The sequence below is a fragment of the Lysobacter antibioticus genome (assembly GCF_001442535.1).
Taxonomy (GTDB): domain Bacteria; phylum Pseudomonadota; class Gammaproteobacteria; order Xanthomonadales; family Xanthomonadaceae; genus Lysobacter; species Lysobacter antibioticus.
Genome location: NZ_CP013141.1, coordinates 3,389,145 through 3,407,070, shown reverse-complemented (window position 1 = coordinate 3,407,070; position 17,926 = coordinate 3,389,145). Strand labels below are relative to the sequence as shown.

Annotated in this window: 19 protein-coding genes; 7 read left to right on the top strand and 12 right to left on the bottom strand. The window is 66.4% G+C overall.

Translation table 11 applies throughout. The features are described from left to right. Window positions 1-4: 4 nt before the first annotated feature. The 3 genes from GLA29479_RS13690 to GLA29479_RS13680 all read right to left on the bottom strand — a co-directional run bounded on the left by GLA29479_RS13690 (window position 5) and on the right by GLA29479_RS13680 (window position 2,797). A complete protein-coding gene (locus GLA29479_RS13690) occupies window positions 5-445 on the bottom strand; it encodes a hypothetical protein (protein WP_057971927.1) in 441 nt (146 codons plus the stop codon). 221 nt (window positions 446-666) lie between these two features. Further along, window positions 667-1,284, bottom strand: coding sequence for a glutathione S-transferase family protein (locus GLA29479_RS13685; RefSeq protein ID WP_057971926.1), 618 nt, complete (start codon window positions 1,282-1,284; stop codon window positions 667-669). Between the two features lie 64 nt (window positions 1,285-1,348). Then, complete coding sequence (locus tag GLA29479_RS13680) at window positions 1,349-2,797, bottom strand: M20/M25/M40 family metallo-hydrolase (protein WP_057971925.1); 1,449 nt, start codon at window positions 2,795-2,797, stop codon at window positions 1,349-1,351. A gap of 115 nt (window positions 2,798-2,912) precedes the next feature. Between GLA29479_RS13680 and GLA29479_RS13675 the strand changes: the two genes are divergently transcribed. Together GLA29479_RS13675 and GLA29479_RS13670 are read left to right on the top strand one after the other, a co-directional pair. Beyond that, a complete protein-coding gene (locus GLA29479_RS13675; RefSeq protein WP_057973199.1) occupies window positions 2,913-3,389 on the top strand; it encodes an Lrp/AsnC family transcriptional regulator in 477 nt (158 codons plus the stop codon). A 54-nt stretch (window positions 3,390-3,443) separates the two neighbouring features. Continuing rightward, entirely contained in the window at window positions 3,444-4,565 is a 1,122-nt protein-coding gene (locus GLA29479_RS13670) for a pyridoxal-phosphate dependent enzyme (protein WP_211264988.1), read from the top strand. A gap of 19 nt (window positions 4,566-4,584) precedes the next feature. Here the strand turns inward: GLA29479_RS13670 and GLA29479_RS13665 are convergent, their stop codons facing one another. Further along, the gene (locus GLA29479_RS13665; protein ID WP_057971924.1) at window positions 4,585-5,475 is read right to left on the bottom strand and encodes a LysR substrate-binding domain-containing protein; all 891 of its coding nucleotides are present in this window, start codon (window positions 5,473-5,475) and stop codon (window positions 4,585-4,587) included. A gap of 120 nt (window positions 5,476-5,595) precedes the next feature. Here GLA29479_RS13665 and GLA29479_RS13660 point away from each other — a divergent pair, with 120 nt between their 5' ends. Beyond that, a complete protein-coding gene (locus GLA29479_RS13660; RefSeq protein ID WP_057971923.1) occupies window positions 5,596-6,300 on the top strand; it encodes a glutathione S-transferase family protein in 705 nt (234 codons plus the stop codon). A 328-nt stretch (window positions 6,301-6,628) separates the two neighbouring features. Here GLA29479_RS13660 and GLA29479_RS13655 read toward each other — a convergent pair whose 3' ends face one another. Together GLA29479_RS13655 and GLA29479_RS13650 are read right to left on the bottom strand one after the other, a co-directional pair. Further along, a complete protein-coding gene (locus GLA29479_RS13655; RefSeq protein ID WP_057916750.1) occupies window positions 6,629-7,777 on the bottom strand; it encodes a fatty acid desaturase family protein in 1,149 nt (382 codons plus the stop codon). Window positions 7,778-7,784: 7 nt separating this feature from the next. Continuing rightward, on the bottom strand, window positions 7,785-8,891 hold the full coding sequence (locus GLA29479_RS13650; RefSeq protein WP_057971922.1) for a ferredoxin reductase: 1,107 nt from the start codon (window positions 8,889-8,891) through the stop codon (window positions 7,785-7,787). A 97-nt stretch (window positions 8,892-8,988) separates the two neighbouring features. Between GLA29479_RS13650 and fabR the strand changes: the two genes are divergently transcribed. Beyond that, the gene (fabR, locus tag GLA29479_RS13645) at window positions 8,989-9,657 is read left to right on the top strand and encodes an HTH-type transcriptional repressor FabR (protein WP_057971921.1); all 669 of its coding nucleotides are present in this window, start codon (window positions 8,989-8,991) and stop codon (window positions 9,655-9,657) included. 103 nt (window positions 9,658-9,760) lie between these two features. On the opposite strand, the gene GLA29479_RS13640 is transcribed toward fabR, so the two are convergent. Then, a complete protein-coding gene (locus GLA29479_RS13640; RefSeq protein WP_144436520.1) occupies window positions 9,761-10,237 on the bottom strand; it encodes a hypothetical protein in 477 nt (158 codons plus the stop codon). Between the two features lie 291 nt (window positions 10,238-10,528). Between GLA29479_RS13640 and GLA29479_RS13635 the strand changes: the two genes are divergently transcribed. Genes GLA29479_RS13635 through GLA29479_RS13625 form a run of 3 tightly spaced genes read left to right on the top strand, consistent with a single transcriptional unit; the run spans window position 10,529 to window position 12,044 of the window. Beyond that, window positions 10,529-11,218 carry a glutathione S-transferase family protein gene (locus GLA29479_RS13635; RefSeq protein WP_057971919.1) on the top strand — a complete coding sequence of 230 codons (690 nt, stop codon included), beginning with the start codon at window positions 10,529-10,531 and terminating at the stop codon, window positions 11,216-11,218. Further along, window positions 11,215-11,574, top strand: a complete 360-nt coding sequence (locus GLA29479_RS13630) for an ArsR/SmtB family transcription factor (protein WP_057971918.1) — start codon at window positions 11,215-11,217, stop codon at window positions 11,572-11,574. The genes GLA29479_RS13635 and GLA29479_RS13630 overlap by 4 nt, the downstream gene beginning before the upstream one ends. Beyond that, a complete protein-coding gene (locus GLA29479_RS13625) occupies window positions 11,571-12,044 on the top strand; it encodes an SRPBCC family protein (protein WP_057916744.1) in 474 nt (157 codons plus the stop codon). Before GLA29479_RS13630 ends, GLA29479_RS13625 begins: the two co-directional genes overlap by 4 nt. 4 nt (window positions 12,045-12,048) lie before the next feature. Here GLA29479_RS13625 and GLA29479_RS13620 read toward each other — a convergent pair whose 3' ends face one another. From GLA29479_RS13620 to GLA29479_RS24605, 5 genes are all read right to left on the bottom strand, one after another. Then, a complete protein-coding gene (locus GLA29479_RS13620; RefSeq protein WP_057971917.1) occupies window positions 12,049-13,035 on the bottom strand; it encodes a cyclase family protein in 987 nt (328 codons plus the stop codon). Window positions 13,036-13,210: 175 nt separating this feature from the next. Continuing rightward, window positions 13,211-14,116, bottom strand: a complete 906-nt coding sequence (locus tag GLA29479_RS13615) for a LysR family transcriptional regulator (protein ID WP_057916742.1) — start codon at window positions 14,114-14,116, stop codon at window positions 13,211-13,213. 179 nt (window positions 14,117-14,295) lie between these two features. Continuing rightward, entirely contained in the window at window positions 14,296-15,294 is a 999-nt protein-coding gene (locus GLA29479_RS13610) for a hypothetical protein (RefSeq protein WP_057916741.1), read from the bottom strand. Window positions 15,295-15,636: 342 nt separating this feature from the next. After that, entirely contained in the window at window positions 15,637-17,109 is a 1,473-nt protein-coding gene (locus tag GLA29479_RS23740) for an XVIPCD domain-containing protein (protein ID WP_082638655.1), read from the bottom strand. A 40-nt stretch (window positions 17,110-17,149) separates the two neighbouring features. Continuing rightward, window positions 17,150-17,926, bottom strand: a complete 777-nt coding sequence (locus tag GLA29479_RS24605) for a hypothetical protein (RefSeq protein WP_144436519.1) — start codon at window positions 17,924-17,926, stop codon at window positions 17,150-17,152.

The following is a 17,926-nucleotide window of genomic DNA, read 5'->3' as shown; positions in this document are numbered from 1 at the left end:
GCGGTCAACGACCGCCGGGCGAGAGTCCGAAATAGGCATAGGCGGCCGACACCGCCAGGCCGAGCCAGGCTTGGCCGTGGGTGGTCAGCACCGGCAACGCCTTGGGGTGGTACAGCCCGACCATGAAGGCGGTCAGCCCCGCGCCGATCCATACCAACACGAACAACACCGAGACGATGGTCACCGTGCGCACCGCGCCGACCGAAGCGCCGGAGTCCAGCACGCGCGCGCCGGGCGCTTCGCCCGGCTTGGCGATCGCGAGCTCGGCGATGACCAGCGCCGACACCAGGCCGCCGATCACCGAAAACGCCTGGGCCATGCCGTCGTTGAACACCGAGCAGTTGGCGGCGCCGCCGCAGTTCACCACCTCCACCGCGACCGTGATGAGGTGGACATAGACGCCGAGCAGGATCACCGAGATCAGGCCGCCGAAGATCTTGTTCACGATTCCACTCCTGGTCGGGCGCCGCGATGACGCAGCCGGGTCGGCAGGAGAGAACCTGCGCAGGGCGGGCGCCCGGCGCAGCATTGCGCGATGTCTCGGCGGACCTGTCCGGCCGCCTGCATCCGCATTCCCCTGTCCGGCGCGACGACCGCCGCGCCTACCTCATCGAACGCGGTCGCGACGCGGCGCAGGCCATCATGCTTCGCGATGGCGGCGGGTACTCAGTCGTGGGTGTCGCCGGACAAGGGCGTGGCGCGCATCGACGCGCGTCGCTCGAACGCGTCGAACCAGGCGACCAAGCGCGGGCGCCCCTCGCGGAAATCCGGCAACTCGCGGAACTCGAGCCAGCTCAGCGCGGTGGCGACGGCGATATGGCCGACGTGCAGCGGCGCATCGGTGTCCAGTTCTTGTTCCAGCCAGTCGTAGCTCTCGATCAGTTTCTCGGTGTAGCCGTCGCGCAACGCCGGGAAGCGAAAAGCTTCCGGGCGGCGCACGGTTTCCCAGCGCACCTTGATGCCGGCATCGGCCAGGCCCTGGGCGACCGCCTGCAAGCGCAGCGCATGCCAGCGCGCCTCGCCCTGTGCGGGGATCAGCGGGCGGCCGTCGTGCAAGGTGTCGAGATAAGCGCAGATGATGTCGGAATCGAAGATCGCCGGCTCGCCGGCGCGGATCAGCACCGGCACCTTGCCGAGCGGGTTCTGCGCATACACCGCTTCGTTGCGCAGGGTCGGGCTGGTCTCGTGGTGCACGACCTCGATGCGCCCGGCCAGGCCGGCTTCGTGGGCGAACACCAGGGCCTTGCGCGCGTACGGCGAGTGGGTCTGATAAAGCAGTTGCATGGCGGGGCCTTTACGGGATGACGGGGTGAGTGAAAGACAGCGTGCGCGGATCGGCTGGGTGTCGTTACGCTGCAAACGCTGCGGAAGCGAGTGCCTGGCGCGGCTCGCCGGCATCGTGCAGCAGTTGCGCGACCACCGCGGTGATGCGGTGCGCGGTCGGCAGGTGCAGGAACTCGTTGGGCCCGTGCGCGTTGGACTGCGGCCCGAGCACGCCGGTGACGACGAACTGCACCTGCGGAAAACGCTCGCCGAGCATGGCCAGGAAGGGAATGCCGCCGCCCCCGCCGATCAAGGCGCTGGACCGACCGAAGGCGCGTTGCGAGGCGCGCTCCAGGCTGGCTTCGAGCCAGGGCGAGACCGCGGGCGCATGCCAGCCCGGGCTGGTGAAATCGATCGCGAACGAGACCTCGCTGCGATACGGCGGGTCGGCTTCCAGCAACGTCTTCAAACGCTGCCCCGCCGCTACCGGATCGAGCGTCGGCGGCAGGCGCAGGCTGAGCTTGAGCGTGGTGAACGGCTGCATCACCGCGGCGGCCTGGGCCACGGCCGGCAGGCCATCGAGACCGGTGATCGCCAGTTGCGCGCGCCAGGCGCGGTTGAGGGCGAGCTCGGCTGGCAGCTCGCTGACCGCCCGGGTGTCGCGGTGGAACGGAAAGCTCTCGACCAGTCCCTCGCCCAAGGCCGCCGCCGCGGTCTCGGCCTGGGCGCGCCGCGCCGGCGGAATCTCGGCCTGGAAGTCGGCGATGACCTCGCCGCTGTCGGCGTCTTCGAGTCGCGACAACAAACGCCGCGCAATGCGGAAACTCGACGGCACGATGCCGGAGGCATCGCCGGAATGCACGCCGTCGTCGAGCACGCGCACGCTCAAACTCCCGGCGACCTGGCCGCGTAGGGAGGTCGTCGTCCACAACTGCTCGTAATTGCCGCAGCCTGCATCCAAGGCGACGATCAGGCCCGGTTCGCCCAGGCGCGGCGCCAGATGCTCGATGTAGGCCGGCAGATCGATGCTGCTGGATTCCTCGCTGGCTTCGATCAGGATCATGCAGCGCGGATGCGCCAGGCCTTGCTCGCGCAAGCCCAGGACCGCGGCGATCGCGGCGAACATCGCATAGCCGTCGTCGGCGCCGCCGCGGCCATACAGGCGATCGCCTTCGAGGCTCGGCGCCCAGGCGCTGCGGCCCATCGCCCATCCGGCCATCGGCGGCTGTTTGTCGAGATGGCCGTAGATCAACACCGGCGCACCCGCGCTGCGGACCGCCGGGAGGTCGATGAAGATCAGCGGCGTACGCCCGGGCAGGCACAGCGCTTCCACGCTCGCGCCCGCCACTTCGCGCAGGTGCTGGCGCGCCCAGCCCGTCATCAGCTCGACCGCGCGCTGCATATGGCCGTTCGCGTCCCAGTCGGGGTCGAATGCCGGCGACTCGCAGGGAATCGCGATGTACTCGCACAAGGCCGGCAGGATCTCGTCCGGCCAGATACGATCGACGAACTGCTGCAGCTTCGGGAAATCCATGACGTCGCCTCGGGATGAGGCGAAAATGCTAGCGGCGCGGCCGCGCGCTTTCGCCGCGATCGGCCACTGCCGCTTGCGGTTTTTCGGCGGACTCGCCCACCAGGATGCCCGGACCATGAAACTCGACCGCTTCGACCGCCAATTGCTCAACCTGGTCCAGGAAGACGCCGGCCAGACCGCCGACCAGCTCGCCGAGCAGGTCGCGCTGTCGCCGTCGGCGATCCAGCGCCGGCTGCGGCGCATGCGCGAGCAGGGCGTGATCGTGCGCCAGGCGGCGGTGGTCGACCCCAAGCAGGTCGGCAAACCGACTTTCTTCATCGTCGCCCTGCAGGTCGAACGCGAGCGGCCGGAATTATTGGCGCAGCTGCGTCGGTGGCTGGCCGGCGAGGAACAGGTGCAGCAAGTCTTCTACGTCACCGGCGAGGCCGATTTCGTGCTGGTGGTGACCGCACCGGACACCGAAAGCTACGACGCGCTGATGATCCGCATGGTCGGCGAGAACCCCAACATCAAGCGTTTCACCACCAATGTCGCCTTGAGCCTGGTCAAGCGCGGCCTGACGATTCCGGTCGCGCTCGACGACGAGGAATGAAGACGCGGCCCGGCTGAGCGCCGGTGCGCCCGTTTTCGCCGCGCACCGATGCGGATGCGCGGTTTAACCGCAAATATCGCGCCGATTCGCGGCGCACCCTCGCGCGGCCGCCGCCACACTGGCGCCATGACCGACCCCTGGCTGATCGACCCGGCGCAATTGTGGCCGGACTACCGCCCGACCCGCTTGCTGGAATTGCCGGCGCTCGCGCGCCGCTGCGGCGTCGCCCATGTTTTCGCCAAAGCCGAGAACGAACGCCCGCTCGGCAACTTCAAGTCGATCGGCGGCATGACTGCCGGCCTGCGTGCGCTCGCCCGCGCCACCGGCGCCGAATCGCTGGATGCCTTGCAACGGCACTGCCGCCAGAGCCCCGCGCCGATGAAGCTGCTCTGCGCCAGCGACGGCAATCATGGCCTCGCCGTCGCCGCGGCCGCGCAACGCGTCGGTGCCCGCGCCACGATCTATCTGCCCATCGCGGTGGACGAACGCCGCGCCGCGCGTATCGACGCGCTCGGCGGCAAGGTCGTGCGCGTCGACGGCAGCTACGACGATGCCGTCCTCGCCGCGGCGGCCGCGGCCGGTCGTGGCGAGGGCGTGTTGATCGCCGATACCAGCGACGATGCCGACGACACCGTCGTCGCCGACGTCATGCACGGTTACGGCTTGCTGACGCGCGAACTCGCCGGGCAATGGCCCGACCACGCCGGCGGGCCACCGAGCCACGCGTTCGTCCAGGCCGGTGTCGGCGGCTTGGCCGCGGCAATGGCCGACGGCCTGCGCTCGCAGTTGCGCGCGTCGGCCCGCATCGTGGTCGTCGAGCCCGATTCGGCCGCGTGCGTGACGCGCGCATTGCAAGCCGGCTCACCGGTGACTATCGATGGCGACCTGCACACCGCCGCCGAAATGCTGTCGTGCGGACTCGCCTCGGCGCCGGCATTGGCGGTATTGCTGCGTCACGGTGCGCGCGGCATGAGCGTCGACGAGCCGATGTTGCGCAGCGCCGTCGCCGCCCTGCGCGAGGCCGGCGGCCCGGACAGCACCGCCTCCGGTGCCGCGGGACTCGCCGGCTTGCTGCAGGCCTCGGCCGACCCCGCACAGCGCGCGACCCATGCGCTCGATGGCGACAGCCGGGTGCTGTTGGTGATCAGCGAAAGCGACGCCGCGCTGCGCGACTGACGCGGCATGACCGGAGGGCTCAGGCCTTCAGGCAATCGATCAGGAATTCGACCGTAGCCCGCACGCCAGGCAGTTGCCCGCGCCGGTGCGGCATCACCAGGGTCGTGGCGACGCGCCCTGCGATCCACTCCGGCAGCACCCGCACCAGCCGACCGCTGTCGAGCTCGGCGCGGCACATCCGCTCCGGCAGACAGGTGATGCCGAGCCCGGCCACCGCCGCGGTCGACAGCACACGGCTCTCGTTCGCGGTCATGCGCGCGATCGGCGCAACTTGGACGCTGTCGCCGGTGGTGTCGGACAAAGTCCACGTCGTCGCCGACGACTGCCCGGTCAACAGCGCATCGTGTGCGGCCAGTTCCTGCGGCGTCGCAGGCCGGCCGCGCTCGGCCAGATACGACGGCGCCGCGACCAACACGATCGATTCGACCAGGGCCTGGCGCTGGATCAGGCCCGAGTCCGGCAAGGGCGCGAAGTGGCTGCGCACGGCGATGTCGTAGCCCTCCTGCACCAGATCGACGAAACGGTCGGTGACGTCGAGTTGCACGTGCAGGCGCGGATAGGCGCGCGCGAGCGCGGGCAAATGCGGCGCGAGGTAGTCCTGCGCGGTCGGCACGCCGGCAGTGATGCGCACCTTGCCGCTGGGCTCGGCGACGCGGCTGCGCACGACCTCTTCCGCCGCTTCGGTCTCGATCAAGGCCGCATGCGCATGCTCGTGAAACGCGCGGCCGGTTTCGGTGAGGGTGAAGCTGCGCGAGGTGCGATGGATCAGGCGTACGCCCAGTTCCTCTTCAAGCGCCGCAACGCGCTTGCTGAGCGTCGACTTGGGCACGCCGAGCCGGCGCGAGGCCGCGGCAAAGCCGCCGTGCTCGACCGCGGCGGCGAACAGGACCAGATCGTTGAGATTGAGCATGCCGGCAAAGTACACATACAGAGACTTTTAGTCCATTTTTTGCCGACTACACGCCCAAAGTCCACAGTAATACAGTGAGCTCACCCCGCGAGACGGGCCCACCCCTCACTGGAGAAACTCATGTCCCCGATCCTTTACTACGGCGTTCCGTCCGGTTGTTCCTTCGGTTCGATCGTCGCCCTCGAATGGTCCGGCCTGCCTTATCGCCTGGTGCGCGTCGAAATGCCCGAGATGATCCACACCGACGCCTACCGCGCGATCAACCCGGTCGGCGAGACGCCGTCGCTGATGACCGCGAACGGCGACGTTGTCGTCGAGAGCATGGCGATCCTCAACCACATCGGCGCCCGCGCCACCGCCAGCGGCATCGCCTTCGAACAGGGCAGCCGCGAGTTCGACGAACTCAACCGCATGCTGGCCTTCCTCAACACCACCTTCTTCAACGCCTTCAGCTCGCTGTGGCATGTGATCGAACACGAAGTGGACCCGACGACCAAGGCCGCGCTGACCGAGTACGGCCGGGCCAAGGTCGAACGCGCGCATGCGGAGCTGGAGCGGATGCTCGGCGACAAGCCCTGGCTGCTCGGCGAACAGCGCACCCTGGCCGACGCTTATTTCATCGGCATCGCACGCTGGACCAAGTACCACTCGGTCGTCGACCGCCGCGACTACCCGAACCTGCAGCGCCTGTACGACAAGCTCGAAGCCGACCCCGCGGTGATCTTCGCCCATGCCATCGAAGACCAACGCCCGGCGACCAGCAGCGGCGATTTCCAGGGCGAAATCGGCCTGGAAGCGGCGGGCGAGTCCAAGCGCGCGGCTTGAGGGGATGGATAGATTGGCGGCGCCGCCGGCAACGTCGGTGCCGCTGTTTCGGAGCGGAGCAAATCCCTCCCGCCCCCTTTTCCTAAGGGGAATCAACCTCGATGGGTCGCATGGCCGCCGGGAGTCGACCTCGGTGACTGCAGGCGTTGAAGGGCGCGGTGGCCAGGCCGGGCAGTAAGCGCATCGCACCCCTCACCGCGCCCATGCCGTTGCCCCCTTTGTTGAGGGGGCGGCGACCGCGCAGCGGGCGCGGGGGATTTGCTGTTGCTGTTGCCTTCGTTTCTATTACCGCAACCGAAGCACAGCGATCAAGCGGCGCACCATGCCCTCAAGCCTGCGCTTCGGCCCGCACCAGCGGCCGGCGGCCGCGCGGACGGCTCGGCCAGGCATGACGCACGATGCGCCAGACCACTTCGCCGAACTGGCGCGGCAAGGAGCCGGTGTCGTAATGCTGGCCGTAACGGCCGCAGATGTCGCGCACTTCCACCGCGATCGCGGCATAACGCCAGGCCGGGATGTCGGGATAGAAATGGTGTTCGATCTGATGGCTGAGGTTGCCGGTCATCAGGTCCATCCACTTGCCGCCGCTGAGGTTCGAGGAACCGCGCAGCTGGCGCAGATACCAATGTCCGCGCGATTCGTTGCGCACCGATTCCTTCGGAAACACTTCGGCATCGTGGGTGAAGTGGCCGCAGAAGATCACCGTATAGGTCCACAGGTTGCGCATCACGTTGGCGACCACGTTGCCGAGCAGCACCGGCAGGAAGAACGGGCCGGCCAACAGCGGAAACAGCACGTAGTCTTTGAGCATCTGCTTGCCGATCTTGCGGCCGACCGGGACGAACTTGCGCCACATCGCCTTGTGCTTGGTCTTGCCGGTCAGCCAACGGCCCAGGCGCAGATCCTGTATCGCCACGCCCCACTCAAACAGCAGCGCGAACACCACGGCGATGAACGGCTGGACGAGATAGAACGGCCTCCAGCGCTGCTCGGGGAACAGACGCAGCAGGCCGTAGCCGATGTCGTCGTCCATGCCGCGCACGTTGGTCCAGGTGTGGTGCTGGTAGTTGTGGGTTCTGCGCCAGTTGTCGCCGGTGGCGACGATGTCCCACTCGTAGGTCTTGCCGTCCAGGTGCGGGTCGCGCATCCAGTCGTACTGGCCGTGCATGACGTTGTGGCCGACTTCCATGTTCTCCAGGATCTTAGACAGGCCCAGCAGCAAGGTGCCGAGGATCCACGCCGGCACCATCATCCACGGCACGAACGCGCCGCCGAGCGCCAGGCCCAGGGCGCCGACATACAACAACAAGCGACCGAACAAACCGGTGTAGCGCACCGAGGCGACGACGCGGCGGATGTAGGCGGCGTCAACGCCGCCGATCTGGGCGACGGTGCGCGCGCGCAACGCGTCGAGCTCTTCGCCGAAGCGGTCGAGTTCCTGCGGGGTCAGCACGCGATTGCGGAAAGTACGGGTCATGGACGGATCACAGATCGAGGACGAGGTCGCTGCCGGCGCTGTTCACGCACAGGCGCAGCGCGGAAACCGGCTCGTCCTGGACGTCGCCGGTATGCAGATGACGGGTGCTGCCGGAACTCTTGCCGCAGGAGCAGGTATTGCACAGGCCCATGCGGCAGCCCGAAGCGAGCTTGAGGCCTTCGGCTTCGAGCGCGGTCAATAGCGATTGGCCGCGCGGCAGTTGCAAGGTGCGGCCGCTGCGCGCGAGCGTCACTTCGACCGTGCCGCTCTCGTCGAGCCTGCGCGGCGGCGGCGTGAAGGCTTCGGCCGCGAACGAGCGCGCCTGGGTCTGCGACAGCGCGCGTGCACTGTCGACGAAACCGCCGGGGCCGCAGGCATAAACCTGACGCGCGCCCAGGTCGGGAACGAGTTCGGACAACAAGGCTTCGTCGATGCGCCCTGCGGCTTCGTCCGCATGCAGCGGCTCCTGCCGGGTCAGCAGGAAGCGCACGCGGAAACCGGGATGCTCGGCGGCGATCGCGCGCAGCTCATCGACGAAACACAGCTCTTCGCGACGGCGCGCCCAGTACAGCAGGGTCAGTTCGGCCGGCATGCCCTTCGCCGCCAGCTCGCGCACCATCGACATCAACGGGGTGATGCCGCTGCCGGCGGCCAGGAACAGCCAGGCGCCGTCGGCGCGCTCGGGCAGAGTCATCTCGCCGAAGGCCGCACCGATCTCGAGCACGTCGCCAACTTGCGAGTGTTCGTGCAGATGCCGGCTGAGCTTGCCGCCTTCGATCGCCTTGACCGTGATCGCGATGCGGCCATCGGCGCGGTGCGCCTGCGCCGCGCTGTAGCTGCGCGACACCAGGGCGCCATCGATGCGCGCACCGATCATCAGATGCTGGCCGGGTCGGCAGCCGGCCCAGTGCCGGTTCGGCGCCAGCAGCAGGGTTACGGCGTCGGCCGAAGCCGGCTCGCGGGCGACGATGCGCGCCAGCGGGCGCTCCCAGGTCCAGGTCGGATGGAAGCGAGAAGCCCAGAAATCAAAGACTTGCGGTGCAACCAACGGCGCGATCAGGCGCTTGAGGCGGCTGTGCGGGCGGGTGCGGGAGGGACGAAGAGCAGCGTTCATGGCGGCACTATACACATATGAGCACATCTGTGTGCACAACCGTATATTAATTCCGTGCCAGGAGTATCATGTTCGCCATCGTCCTGGTGCCAGCCCCGTGAGCCAACGCCTCCATTCAGACATAGATGTCGATTCGCACCCGGGCCGCAAGGCGACGATTTCGCGCGAGGACCTGATCGCCGCCGCGCTCAAACTGATCGGGCCGCACCGCAGCGTGTCGAGCCTGAGCCTGCGCGAAGTCGCCCGCGAGGCCGGCATCGCCCCGAACAGCTTCTATCGCCAGTTTCGCGACACCGACGAACTGGCTGTCGCCCTGATCGACCTGGCCGGGCAATCGCTGCGCAAGATCGTCGGCGAGGCGCGCCACCGCGCCGCGACCCGGCGCAGCATCGTGCGCAGTTCCATCGAGGCTTTCATGGAACAGTTACGCGCCGACGACAAATTGCTGCACGTGTTGTTGCGCGAGGGCACGGTCGGCTCGGACGCCTTCAAGCGCGCGGTCGACCGCGAGCTGTCGTTCTTCGAGGAAGAACTGCGCGTCGACCTGATCCGCCTGGCCGCGATCGACAAGATCACCCTGCACGAACCGGCCCTTGTCGCGCGTTCGATCACCCGCCTGGTATTCGCCATGGGCGCCACCGCGATGGACATGCCGAGCGAGAAGGACCACGAACTCATCGAACAGATGAGCACGATGGTGCGCATCATCCTGGCGGGGTCGCGGGCGATGGCGGCGGTGGGGAAAGCGTCGAACCCTGGAAATTAGCGCTCCGCTCAACGGCTTCGATCCGACGCTTCGTTGAGTCGAACGTTGTCGGCAGCCAGGCCGGGCGCACTGCGAGTGCATGGTCGCCTATTTCGATACGCTGCTATCGCGAACCGGTTGCATCCTTCGGATCGCACGCACCCGCGATGCCTACCGGCTCGAACACGGGCAACTTCAGTCTGACCGCGAACGCCTCGTATTCGGCGGCTGACAACGGCCCGGTAACGCTCGGCGTCGGATAGACGCTGCTCGCTAACTCCTGTTTGCGTACGACGAAATAGCGCTCGCGCGCATGTTGCGCACTTGGCCGTTGTCTCGCCCCGATGAATTGCGGATTGTCGGCGATCGCCGAAACGCAGGCGTCGACGACCGGAACCCAGGTGTCGGGATGAACCCGATACGACAGCTTGCTGTTCGAAGGCTCGTCGATCCACAAGACCGCATACGAACCGGACTCCCACTCCAGACGTGAATCGAACAGGCCACAGCCGGCAACGGCGAATGCCGCTGCGCAGAGCGCCGCGATACGACTTACTGCGATCACGCACGCCATCGACGGCTTGGAACCGCCTTCTGCCATGAGATCCATCGGTGAGGTGGGCCCTTCCATTCGTTGATCGGCAATTGTCGGCCGGCCTTAAGGAGTCTTCGTGAGGTCAAAGCCGCCCAACACTAAGCCATCCTGGAAACAGTTCTTGCCAAGGCCGAGCTTCCGCGCTAATACTTAGCCGATAGAGAAACTTTACTTCTCCCGACCCCGCTTTCAGCCCCTCTCCCGCTTGCGCGAAGAGGCCTGGGGTCAGGGCAGCGCCAAGCCGCCCCCCCAAGCCCCAAACCACGATCAAGCCCAAGCAGCGCCCATGAAAACGCCATGTCCCTGACCCTCTACCAGCATCCCCTCGCCTCCTTCTGCCACAAGGTGCTGATCGCCTTGTACGAAAACGGCACCGCCTTCGAGCCCCATCTCGTCGACCTGGGCAACCCCGACGCTAGGGCCGAGTTCTGCGAGCTGTGGCCGGTCGGCAAGATGCCGGTGCTGCGCGACGAGGCGCGCGACCGCACGGTGCCGGAAACCACGGTCATCATCGAATACCTGGAGCAGCACTACCCCGGCGCGCGGCCGCTGTTGCCGTCCGACCAGGACGAACGCCTCGACGTGCGCCTGTGGGACCGCTTCTTCGATCTGTACGTGCAGGTGCCGGTGCAGAAGATCGTCGTCGACCGCATCCGCCCGCAAGCATCGCGCGATCCCTACGGCGTCGCCGAAGCCCGGGCCACGCTCGCGAACGCGTACGACATGCTCGAACAACGCATGCGCGAACGCAGTTGGGCCTGCGGCGAAGAGTTCGGCCTGGCCGATTGCGCGGCATCGCCGGCTTTGTTCTATGCCGGCATCGTGGCGCCGTTTCCGCCGGGCCACACGCATCTCGCCGCGTATTTCGAGCGACTGATGGCGCGTCCGTCGGTCCAGCGCACCATCGCCGAGGCGCGCCCCTACTTCCCTATGTTTCCGTTCGTGGATGCCATGCCTGCGCGCTTCCTGCACGGCGGTGCGCCATGAATGCCAGGCCCGCCGTCGACCCGGCGCGGCTCGACCGCGTGTTCCATGCGCTCGCCGACGCCAGCCGGCGCGGCATGGTCGACCGCCTCAGCGAAGGCCCGGCTTCGGTGTCGGAACTCGCGCGGCCCCTGGCAATGGCGTTGCCGTCGGTGGTCAAGCACTTGGCGGTGCTCGAATCGGGCGGCATCGTGGTGTCGGAGAAAGTCGGGCGCGTGCGTACGTATCGCATCGCACCCGACGCCCTGGCCGACGTCGAAGCCTGGGTCGCCGCACGCAAGGCCCAGTTGAACCGCCAGTTCGACGCCCTCGCACGTTATTTGCTCGAAGACGAATCCGGCTCCGGAGATTTGCGATGAACCCACGCTCGACCATCCACACCCAGTTCGTCATCGAACGCGAATTCCCGGCGTCGCCGGCACGCACCTTCCGCGCCTGGTCGAACCCCGAGGCCAAACGCCGCTGGTTCGTCTGCCACGACGACATGGCCAACACCGGCTACGAACTCGACTTCCGCCCGGGCGGTAACGAACTCAACCGCGTCGTCACGCCCGCCGGCACCGTACACCTGTTCCAGGCCCGTTTCTTCGATGTCGTGCCCGAGCAACGCATCGTCTATGCCTACGACATGCACGTCGACGAACGCCACCTGTCGATCTCACTGGCGACGGTCGAGTTCGAAGCCGGCGGCGCCGGCACGCGCATGCGCTTCACCGAGCAGGTCGTGTTCCTCGACGGCTACCAGGACCGCGAGGAACGCATCCGCGGCACCGAACTCGGGCTCGACCGGCTCGCGCTGTTGCTGCACGAGCCGGCCGCCGCTCACTGAACCTTCAACGCAACGGCAAGGCGATCGGCCGCAGCGGCGCGGCATCGCCGCCGCGGATCTTCAGCGGCCCGCCGATGAAGGCGAATTCGTAGACCTTATCGCGCGACAGCTCCTCCAGCGCGACCAGTTCCATGATCGGCACGCCGTGCTGGGCCAACAGATAGGTATGCACCGGGATGTAGTCGCCGGCGACCTCCGAGGGAAAGGTCTCCAGGCTCAGGTTGTCGGCGCCGACGATCATCGCTCCGCCGTCCTCGACCAGGAACTTGGCTGCATCCAGGCCCAGTCCGGGCGGGTTGGCCATGTAGCCGCTCGCATCGCCGAAGCGCTGCATACGCCCGGTGCGGATCAACACGATGTCGCCGCGCTGCAGGCGGACCTTCTGCTTGGCCAGTGCGTTCCGCAGGTCTTGGCGGGTGATGCGGTAATTCTCCGGCAGCATCGGCAGGCCTTGCGCCGCAGCCACGTCGATCAGCACGCCGCGCGCGATCAGCGGCGGGAATTTCTCGACGCCGGTCTTGGTCCAGCCGCGGTCGCCGAGATGCTCGTCGGCGCGGAAGCCGTTCCAGATCTTGCCGTCCAGGCCGAAGTGGTTGAGCGCGTCGATGTGGGTGCCGCTGTGGCTGTACATCGAGAACGCCGCGCCGGTGTAGCTGACTTTGTGGTTCATCTCGCGGCCCACGGCCATCGGGTCGTCGACCACGGTGCCGCGTGGGGTGTGGGTCATCCAGAACTGATAGTGCGGGTCGCCCGCGGCCTGCCAGCTCGGCATGCCGATGTAGTAGTCGGTAGCCAGGTCATAGGCCTTGCGACCGTCGACGCGCGACAGGATTGCCGCGCGCGACTCGGGCGTGATCAGATTGAGCCGGCCGATCTCGTCGGCCGGCCCCCACGGGCTGCTGCCGACGCCTTCGGCGGCGTGGGCGGACAAGGCGGCGAAGGCGCCGAGGGCCAACAGGCCCAGGCGCGGCAATAGGCTACGCAGTTTCATTTCAACTCCTGAGGCGCGCCGGCACCATGACCGACGCATGAAGGGAAGCACCGAAGACCCGGCGCTCGGCGAGCGCGGCAGGCTTCGATGCGATTCGGTTCAAAGCAGGCCCCAGGATGCGCATGCCGCCGCGGCGGAAACAGCGCCGCGGCGTTGCGACAGTTTTCGCTGTAGGTCAGGAATGCGCGGCGAGCGCGGCCGGCAGACGCTCGGCGAGGAAATCGACGAAGGCGCGCACCTTCGGTTGCAGATGGCGCGAAGTCGGGTACACCGCGAACACTTGGCGCGGCGCGAACCGATACTCGGGCAAGACCTCGACCAGCGCACCGCTGGCGATCGCCGACGCCGCCAGGAACGAGGGCAAGGCGCCGATACCGAGGCCTGCGACCAGCAGATCGCGCAGCACCAGGCTGTTGCCGACCGTCGCCCGCGCCGGCCACTGCACCGTCACCGGCCCCTGCGGCCCTTGCAAGGGCCACAACCCCGGCGGCTCGGCCAGGCTGTAATGCAGCAGCGAATGCCCTTGCAGCTCCTCGGGCGACGCCAATGGCGGATGCTGCGCGAGATAGGACGGCGCCGCGCACAGCATCTGGCAGACCGAACCGAGCTGGCGCGCAATCAGCGATGAGTCCTGCAACTGTGCGCGCAGCCGGATCGACACATCGAAGCCTTCGCCGACCGCGTCCAGCAAGCGGTCCTCCAGGGTCAGGTCCAGGCTCAACTCCGGATAACGCCGCAGGAACTCCGCCACCAGGGGCGACAGCGTGCTCAAGGCGAACGACACCGGCGCGTTGACCCGCAGGCGCCCGCCGACCTGTTGCGACTGCTGGCGCACCGACGCTTCCAACGCATCGAGCTCGTCGAGCAACCTCACGCACTCGCGGAAGTAAGCCTGACCGGTCTCGGTCAGGCTCATGCGCCGCGTGGTGCGCTGGATCAACACCGCGCCCAGATGCGCCTCGAGCGTACGCAACTGCTTGCTCAACCCGGCCGGCGAAACGCCAAGGTCCTCGGCCGCCTTGGCCAGGCCACCGAGTTCGACGATGCGGCGGAACGAACGCATCAGGGTGAAGGCATCCATGGGGAGCGGCACTGAGAGCGGGAGACCCGCCATTGTCCGTAGGGTTTGCGCATAAGCAACCCGCATCTCCGCAACGATCGAAGATGCAGATCGAGTTCTACGGTTCGACCGCCAAAACCGCGCCGCAACCGCCGCCGCTCTACAGGGGAGACCGGCGACGGCCGCGGTGCGGCCCGAACTCACTCGACCCTGACCAGGCCGCGCCAGGTGTTGCGGCCGCCGTGCATCACGTCGTCGCCGCCGCCGAACCACCAGCCGTTCCAGTTGAGGATGTCCTCGTCGTCCTGATGCACCCAGCCGCGAGCCAGCGCGTACTTGCTCGGCATCGACTGCGGGCCGAACACGCCATAGGCGAAGCCGAGTTTCGGGAAGCTCGGCATGTGGCCGAGCCAGGACGAGGCGCCGCCGTCGAAGTGGCAGTAGCTGGTGAACCAGGTGTTGTAGACGCGGAAGTTCGGGAAGATCACGCCCGAGGAGCTGTTGGCGTTGCGCCAGATCTCGTTCTCTTGCACGCGGGTGTAGCGGCGCGCGCCCGAAGGGCAGAACACACCCATGTTGAGCACGGCGTAGTCGTGCTGGTTGCCGGTGCTCGGCAAGGGCCGGAACGACAGCGCGCGCACAGTGTCGACCTTGCAGAAGCGCCAGGTGGTGTTGCCGCCCGAGGACGTCGCGCCGATCCAGCCGCCGCGACCATTCGCGTTGCGACGGTCTTCGTCGTCCATGTGGATCTGCGACCAGGAATAGCCGCTCGGGCAGTAGTTGCTCTGCGGAATCACGCCGACGCTGAACAAGCGCGGCTCCAGCCAGCCCCACCAGCGCAGCAAACCCTTGGCGGCGGTCCTGGCCGGGACGTAAGGCACGAAGAACTCTTCGCCCTCTTTCTCCTCGATCACGCAGGCGCCGTCGAAGCCGAGCACCGCGCAATAGCTCAGCGCCACGCCCTCGCCTTCGGCTTCCATGAATTTCTCGACATCGACTTGGCCACTATCGGGGTAGCGCCGATCCAGGTCTTCGAGGATCGAAGCGAATTTCTTCACCGGCGGCGGCGTAGGATCGGTGGCCGCAGCCAGTTCCCACTCTTCCTTGGGGCTTTCCTGCTCGGACTCTTCCGCCCCGGAGGACAGCGGCAGGCCCACGACCAGGGCGCACAGCGCAGCGACAAGCACTTTCTTGTTCATGACATTCCTTTGAGTTGATGGCGCATGGCGAGCAAAGCCGGCGGCGGCGCCCGATCGAAGCGCAAAGAACTACGCGACCGATCCGGCGGCCCGACGGCCGGCCTGCACCGGCACCGACACGCATCACGCGCGCCGTTCGAACCCGAGACCACCGAATCGGCGCGCGACCGCGCCGGCCCGACCACGCTAGGCAGTCGCCCACGGCGTTTCGAGGAAGAATGTGGGAACGAATCGGGCGCCGGCGGGAACGCTTCCGATGCAACGTGCGCTACGGCGAATCTGAAGCGCGATCAGGGTCGCGTTCGTTCATTCGCACAACCCCAGCCCGCGAGGCCCCCGCGATTACACCTTCATTGCCGCCGGGCGCTGTTGCTCGGCTTGCTGCGCCTGAAGCGACAGACTTGGATCCTCGCTGCGCTGAACTTGCAAGGAATCGAGCTTGTGCAGCGAGTCCTGCACCGGCGTCATCGCCGCCTGCTGGCCAGTCACCTGCGCCCGCAGATGCGCCGGGTCGTTCAACGCGCCTTCGACCGCGAACACGTGCCGGCCCGAGCCATCGGGCGCGGGATGCCCGACCACGACGTGATCCGGCTTGCCGATCCCGCTCTGCCGGCACTCGACCGCGAGGCAGGCCGCGATGCGGTCGAGGTCCTGCGCCGGCGGCACCGGGCCGTGTTGGGCGAAAGCCGCGGGGAGCCTGTCGCGGATCGTCCGGACCAAGGGCAGGTCCGCCTGACTCGGCGAGCCCGCTTCGGGTGCACTGGAAAAGAACGGCTCCAACGACCGTCGGCGTTGCCCGGCTTCGTCGATTTGCGTGCCTGTCGGCGGCGAACATGGCCCACTGGCCGGTCCGGGCAGTGAGGCCGGGGACGAGTCGCCATCGAAAAGCCCTCGGCTACGTAGACCATCGATAGCGGCGTCCATCGGGGGCGGCGACATGGCCGGCACCTGCTTGAGCAACGCCGGATCGATGTCTCCGGTTTGCGGCAGGCATTGATCGCGCTGGAAATCCAACACCGCGCGCTGCATCGTCAACCGGTACACGCCATCGGCCACCAGCGGCCGGTCATCGGCGCCGATATAGCCTTGATCGTTGAGGTGGTTCTGCAAGTCGCGAATGCGGACGCTGGATTCGCCCAGGCGGAGCGTCCCGTCGTCGGTGATCGGACGCGGCTGAACGCCTGCACGCAGCTCGGGCTCGATGAGAAGCCGGCCTTCGACCAAATCGGCGACGTAGTTCTCGAACTGTTTGTAGTACCGGGTATCCATTTCGATATGCAGATGGATTCCTCCGGTTTGCGCGTTGCCTTGAGTGCCGATTTGCTGACCGTATACGACCGTTTCTTTTTCTGAAACGGCTATAGGCTCCATATGCCGTATACGAGCGATAAGGTCCCCGCCTTCGCGATCGTAGATATCTACCAATCCCTGGCTATGACTGACGCGCCCGACATAGCCCGACACTGGCGCAGGCACTGGAACCTGGCGAGCCCCAAGGGTGTCTTCTGGAAAGCTGGGGTCTTCCAGCATTAGGTCCTTCTTGAGCAAGACCTGACCGGGCTTCAATCCGAAGTAATCGTTGCCATTACGCGCGAACTCGACCTCTTGAACCTCACCATCAATGATGGCGTGAGCTCGCCCGGACTGCCCTCCGACAACCAGTCCGTCTTTCAGCCTGGCATTGCGATTATCCTTGGGGTGATGGGTTACGAGCCCATCGAAATCCCCTACGGGTTCATTCGCTTGCACATTGTTAGCTCCCTTGGGAGCACTTAACTGTTTGACCCTATAAGTCGTTCCAAGTTGATCGTTCATCGCGCCTCCTTTCCGATGTAACAAGGCAACCTTGGCCGTCTCAGTCTTCGCCTGTCAGTTCGGGCTCGTACTCGCGCTGATTGCGGCAATCGTCAGGCCATCTGCAATCGACGATGTTCTCTCGTTCCCAATGCTGCTCGAAGTGCCAACACCCTGAGTTCAATACAAATGAGTCTGTGCCGCTTCGTATGTAGTCCACCTCATAACGCTCGCCCGACACCTTCCGGATTTTGAAGTAAGGCAGAGGGGCGACACGACGCGCCTTACCGTCTGGGCCGTGGCTCGACCAGGGCTCCCCGACCACGAGCTTCGCCTCATCCCAGACGTACGCCGCTTTCTCAGCATCGTATCGATACTTGATATTCGGCATTTCGACCTTGCTTGCTTCCGTCAACCACTTCGGATAACGGGGGTCGCCCGGCTCGGTGTTGTGCCGCCAGTAGTACGGCGTCTTCACCTTGATCGGACGCAAGGTAAAAGCACGCTGTATTTCGATCCGATTGGCGAACTCCCTCAAGAACTCATTAAAATTCTTCGACGGACATGACGCCGGCTTCGCTCCAGATTCGATGGGGACAACTGGAGAGACAGGTGGTGCCAACTTGCGCGGCTCGGAAATGGAGCGATTGCTCTCCTGGCTAGCGGGATTGTCGCCACCGCAAGCCACCAGTGGCATTAGCGACACGGATACAACGACATAGATTAGCGACCGCACCAGATCCACTTTACGTACGGCTAACGACGCCGATCCTTTCATCGCGGCCTGAGGCTCTAAGTCATTCACATGGACCTCGCTATTTCCACGCTTCCTTTCCAT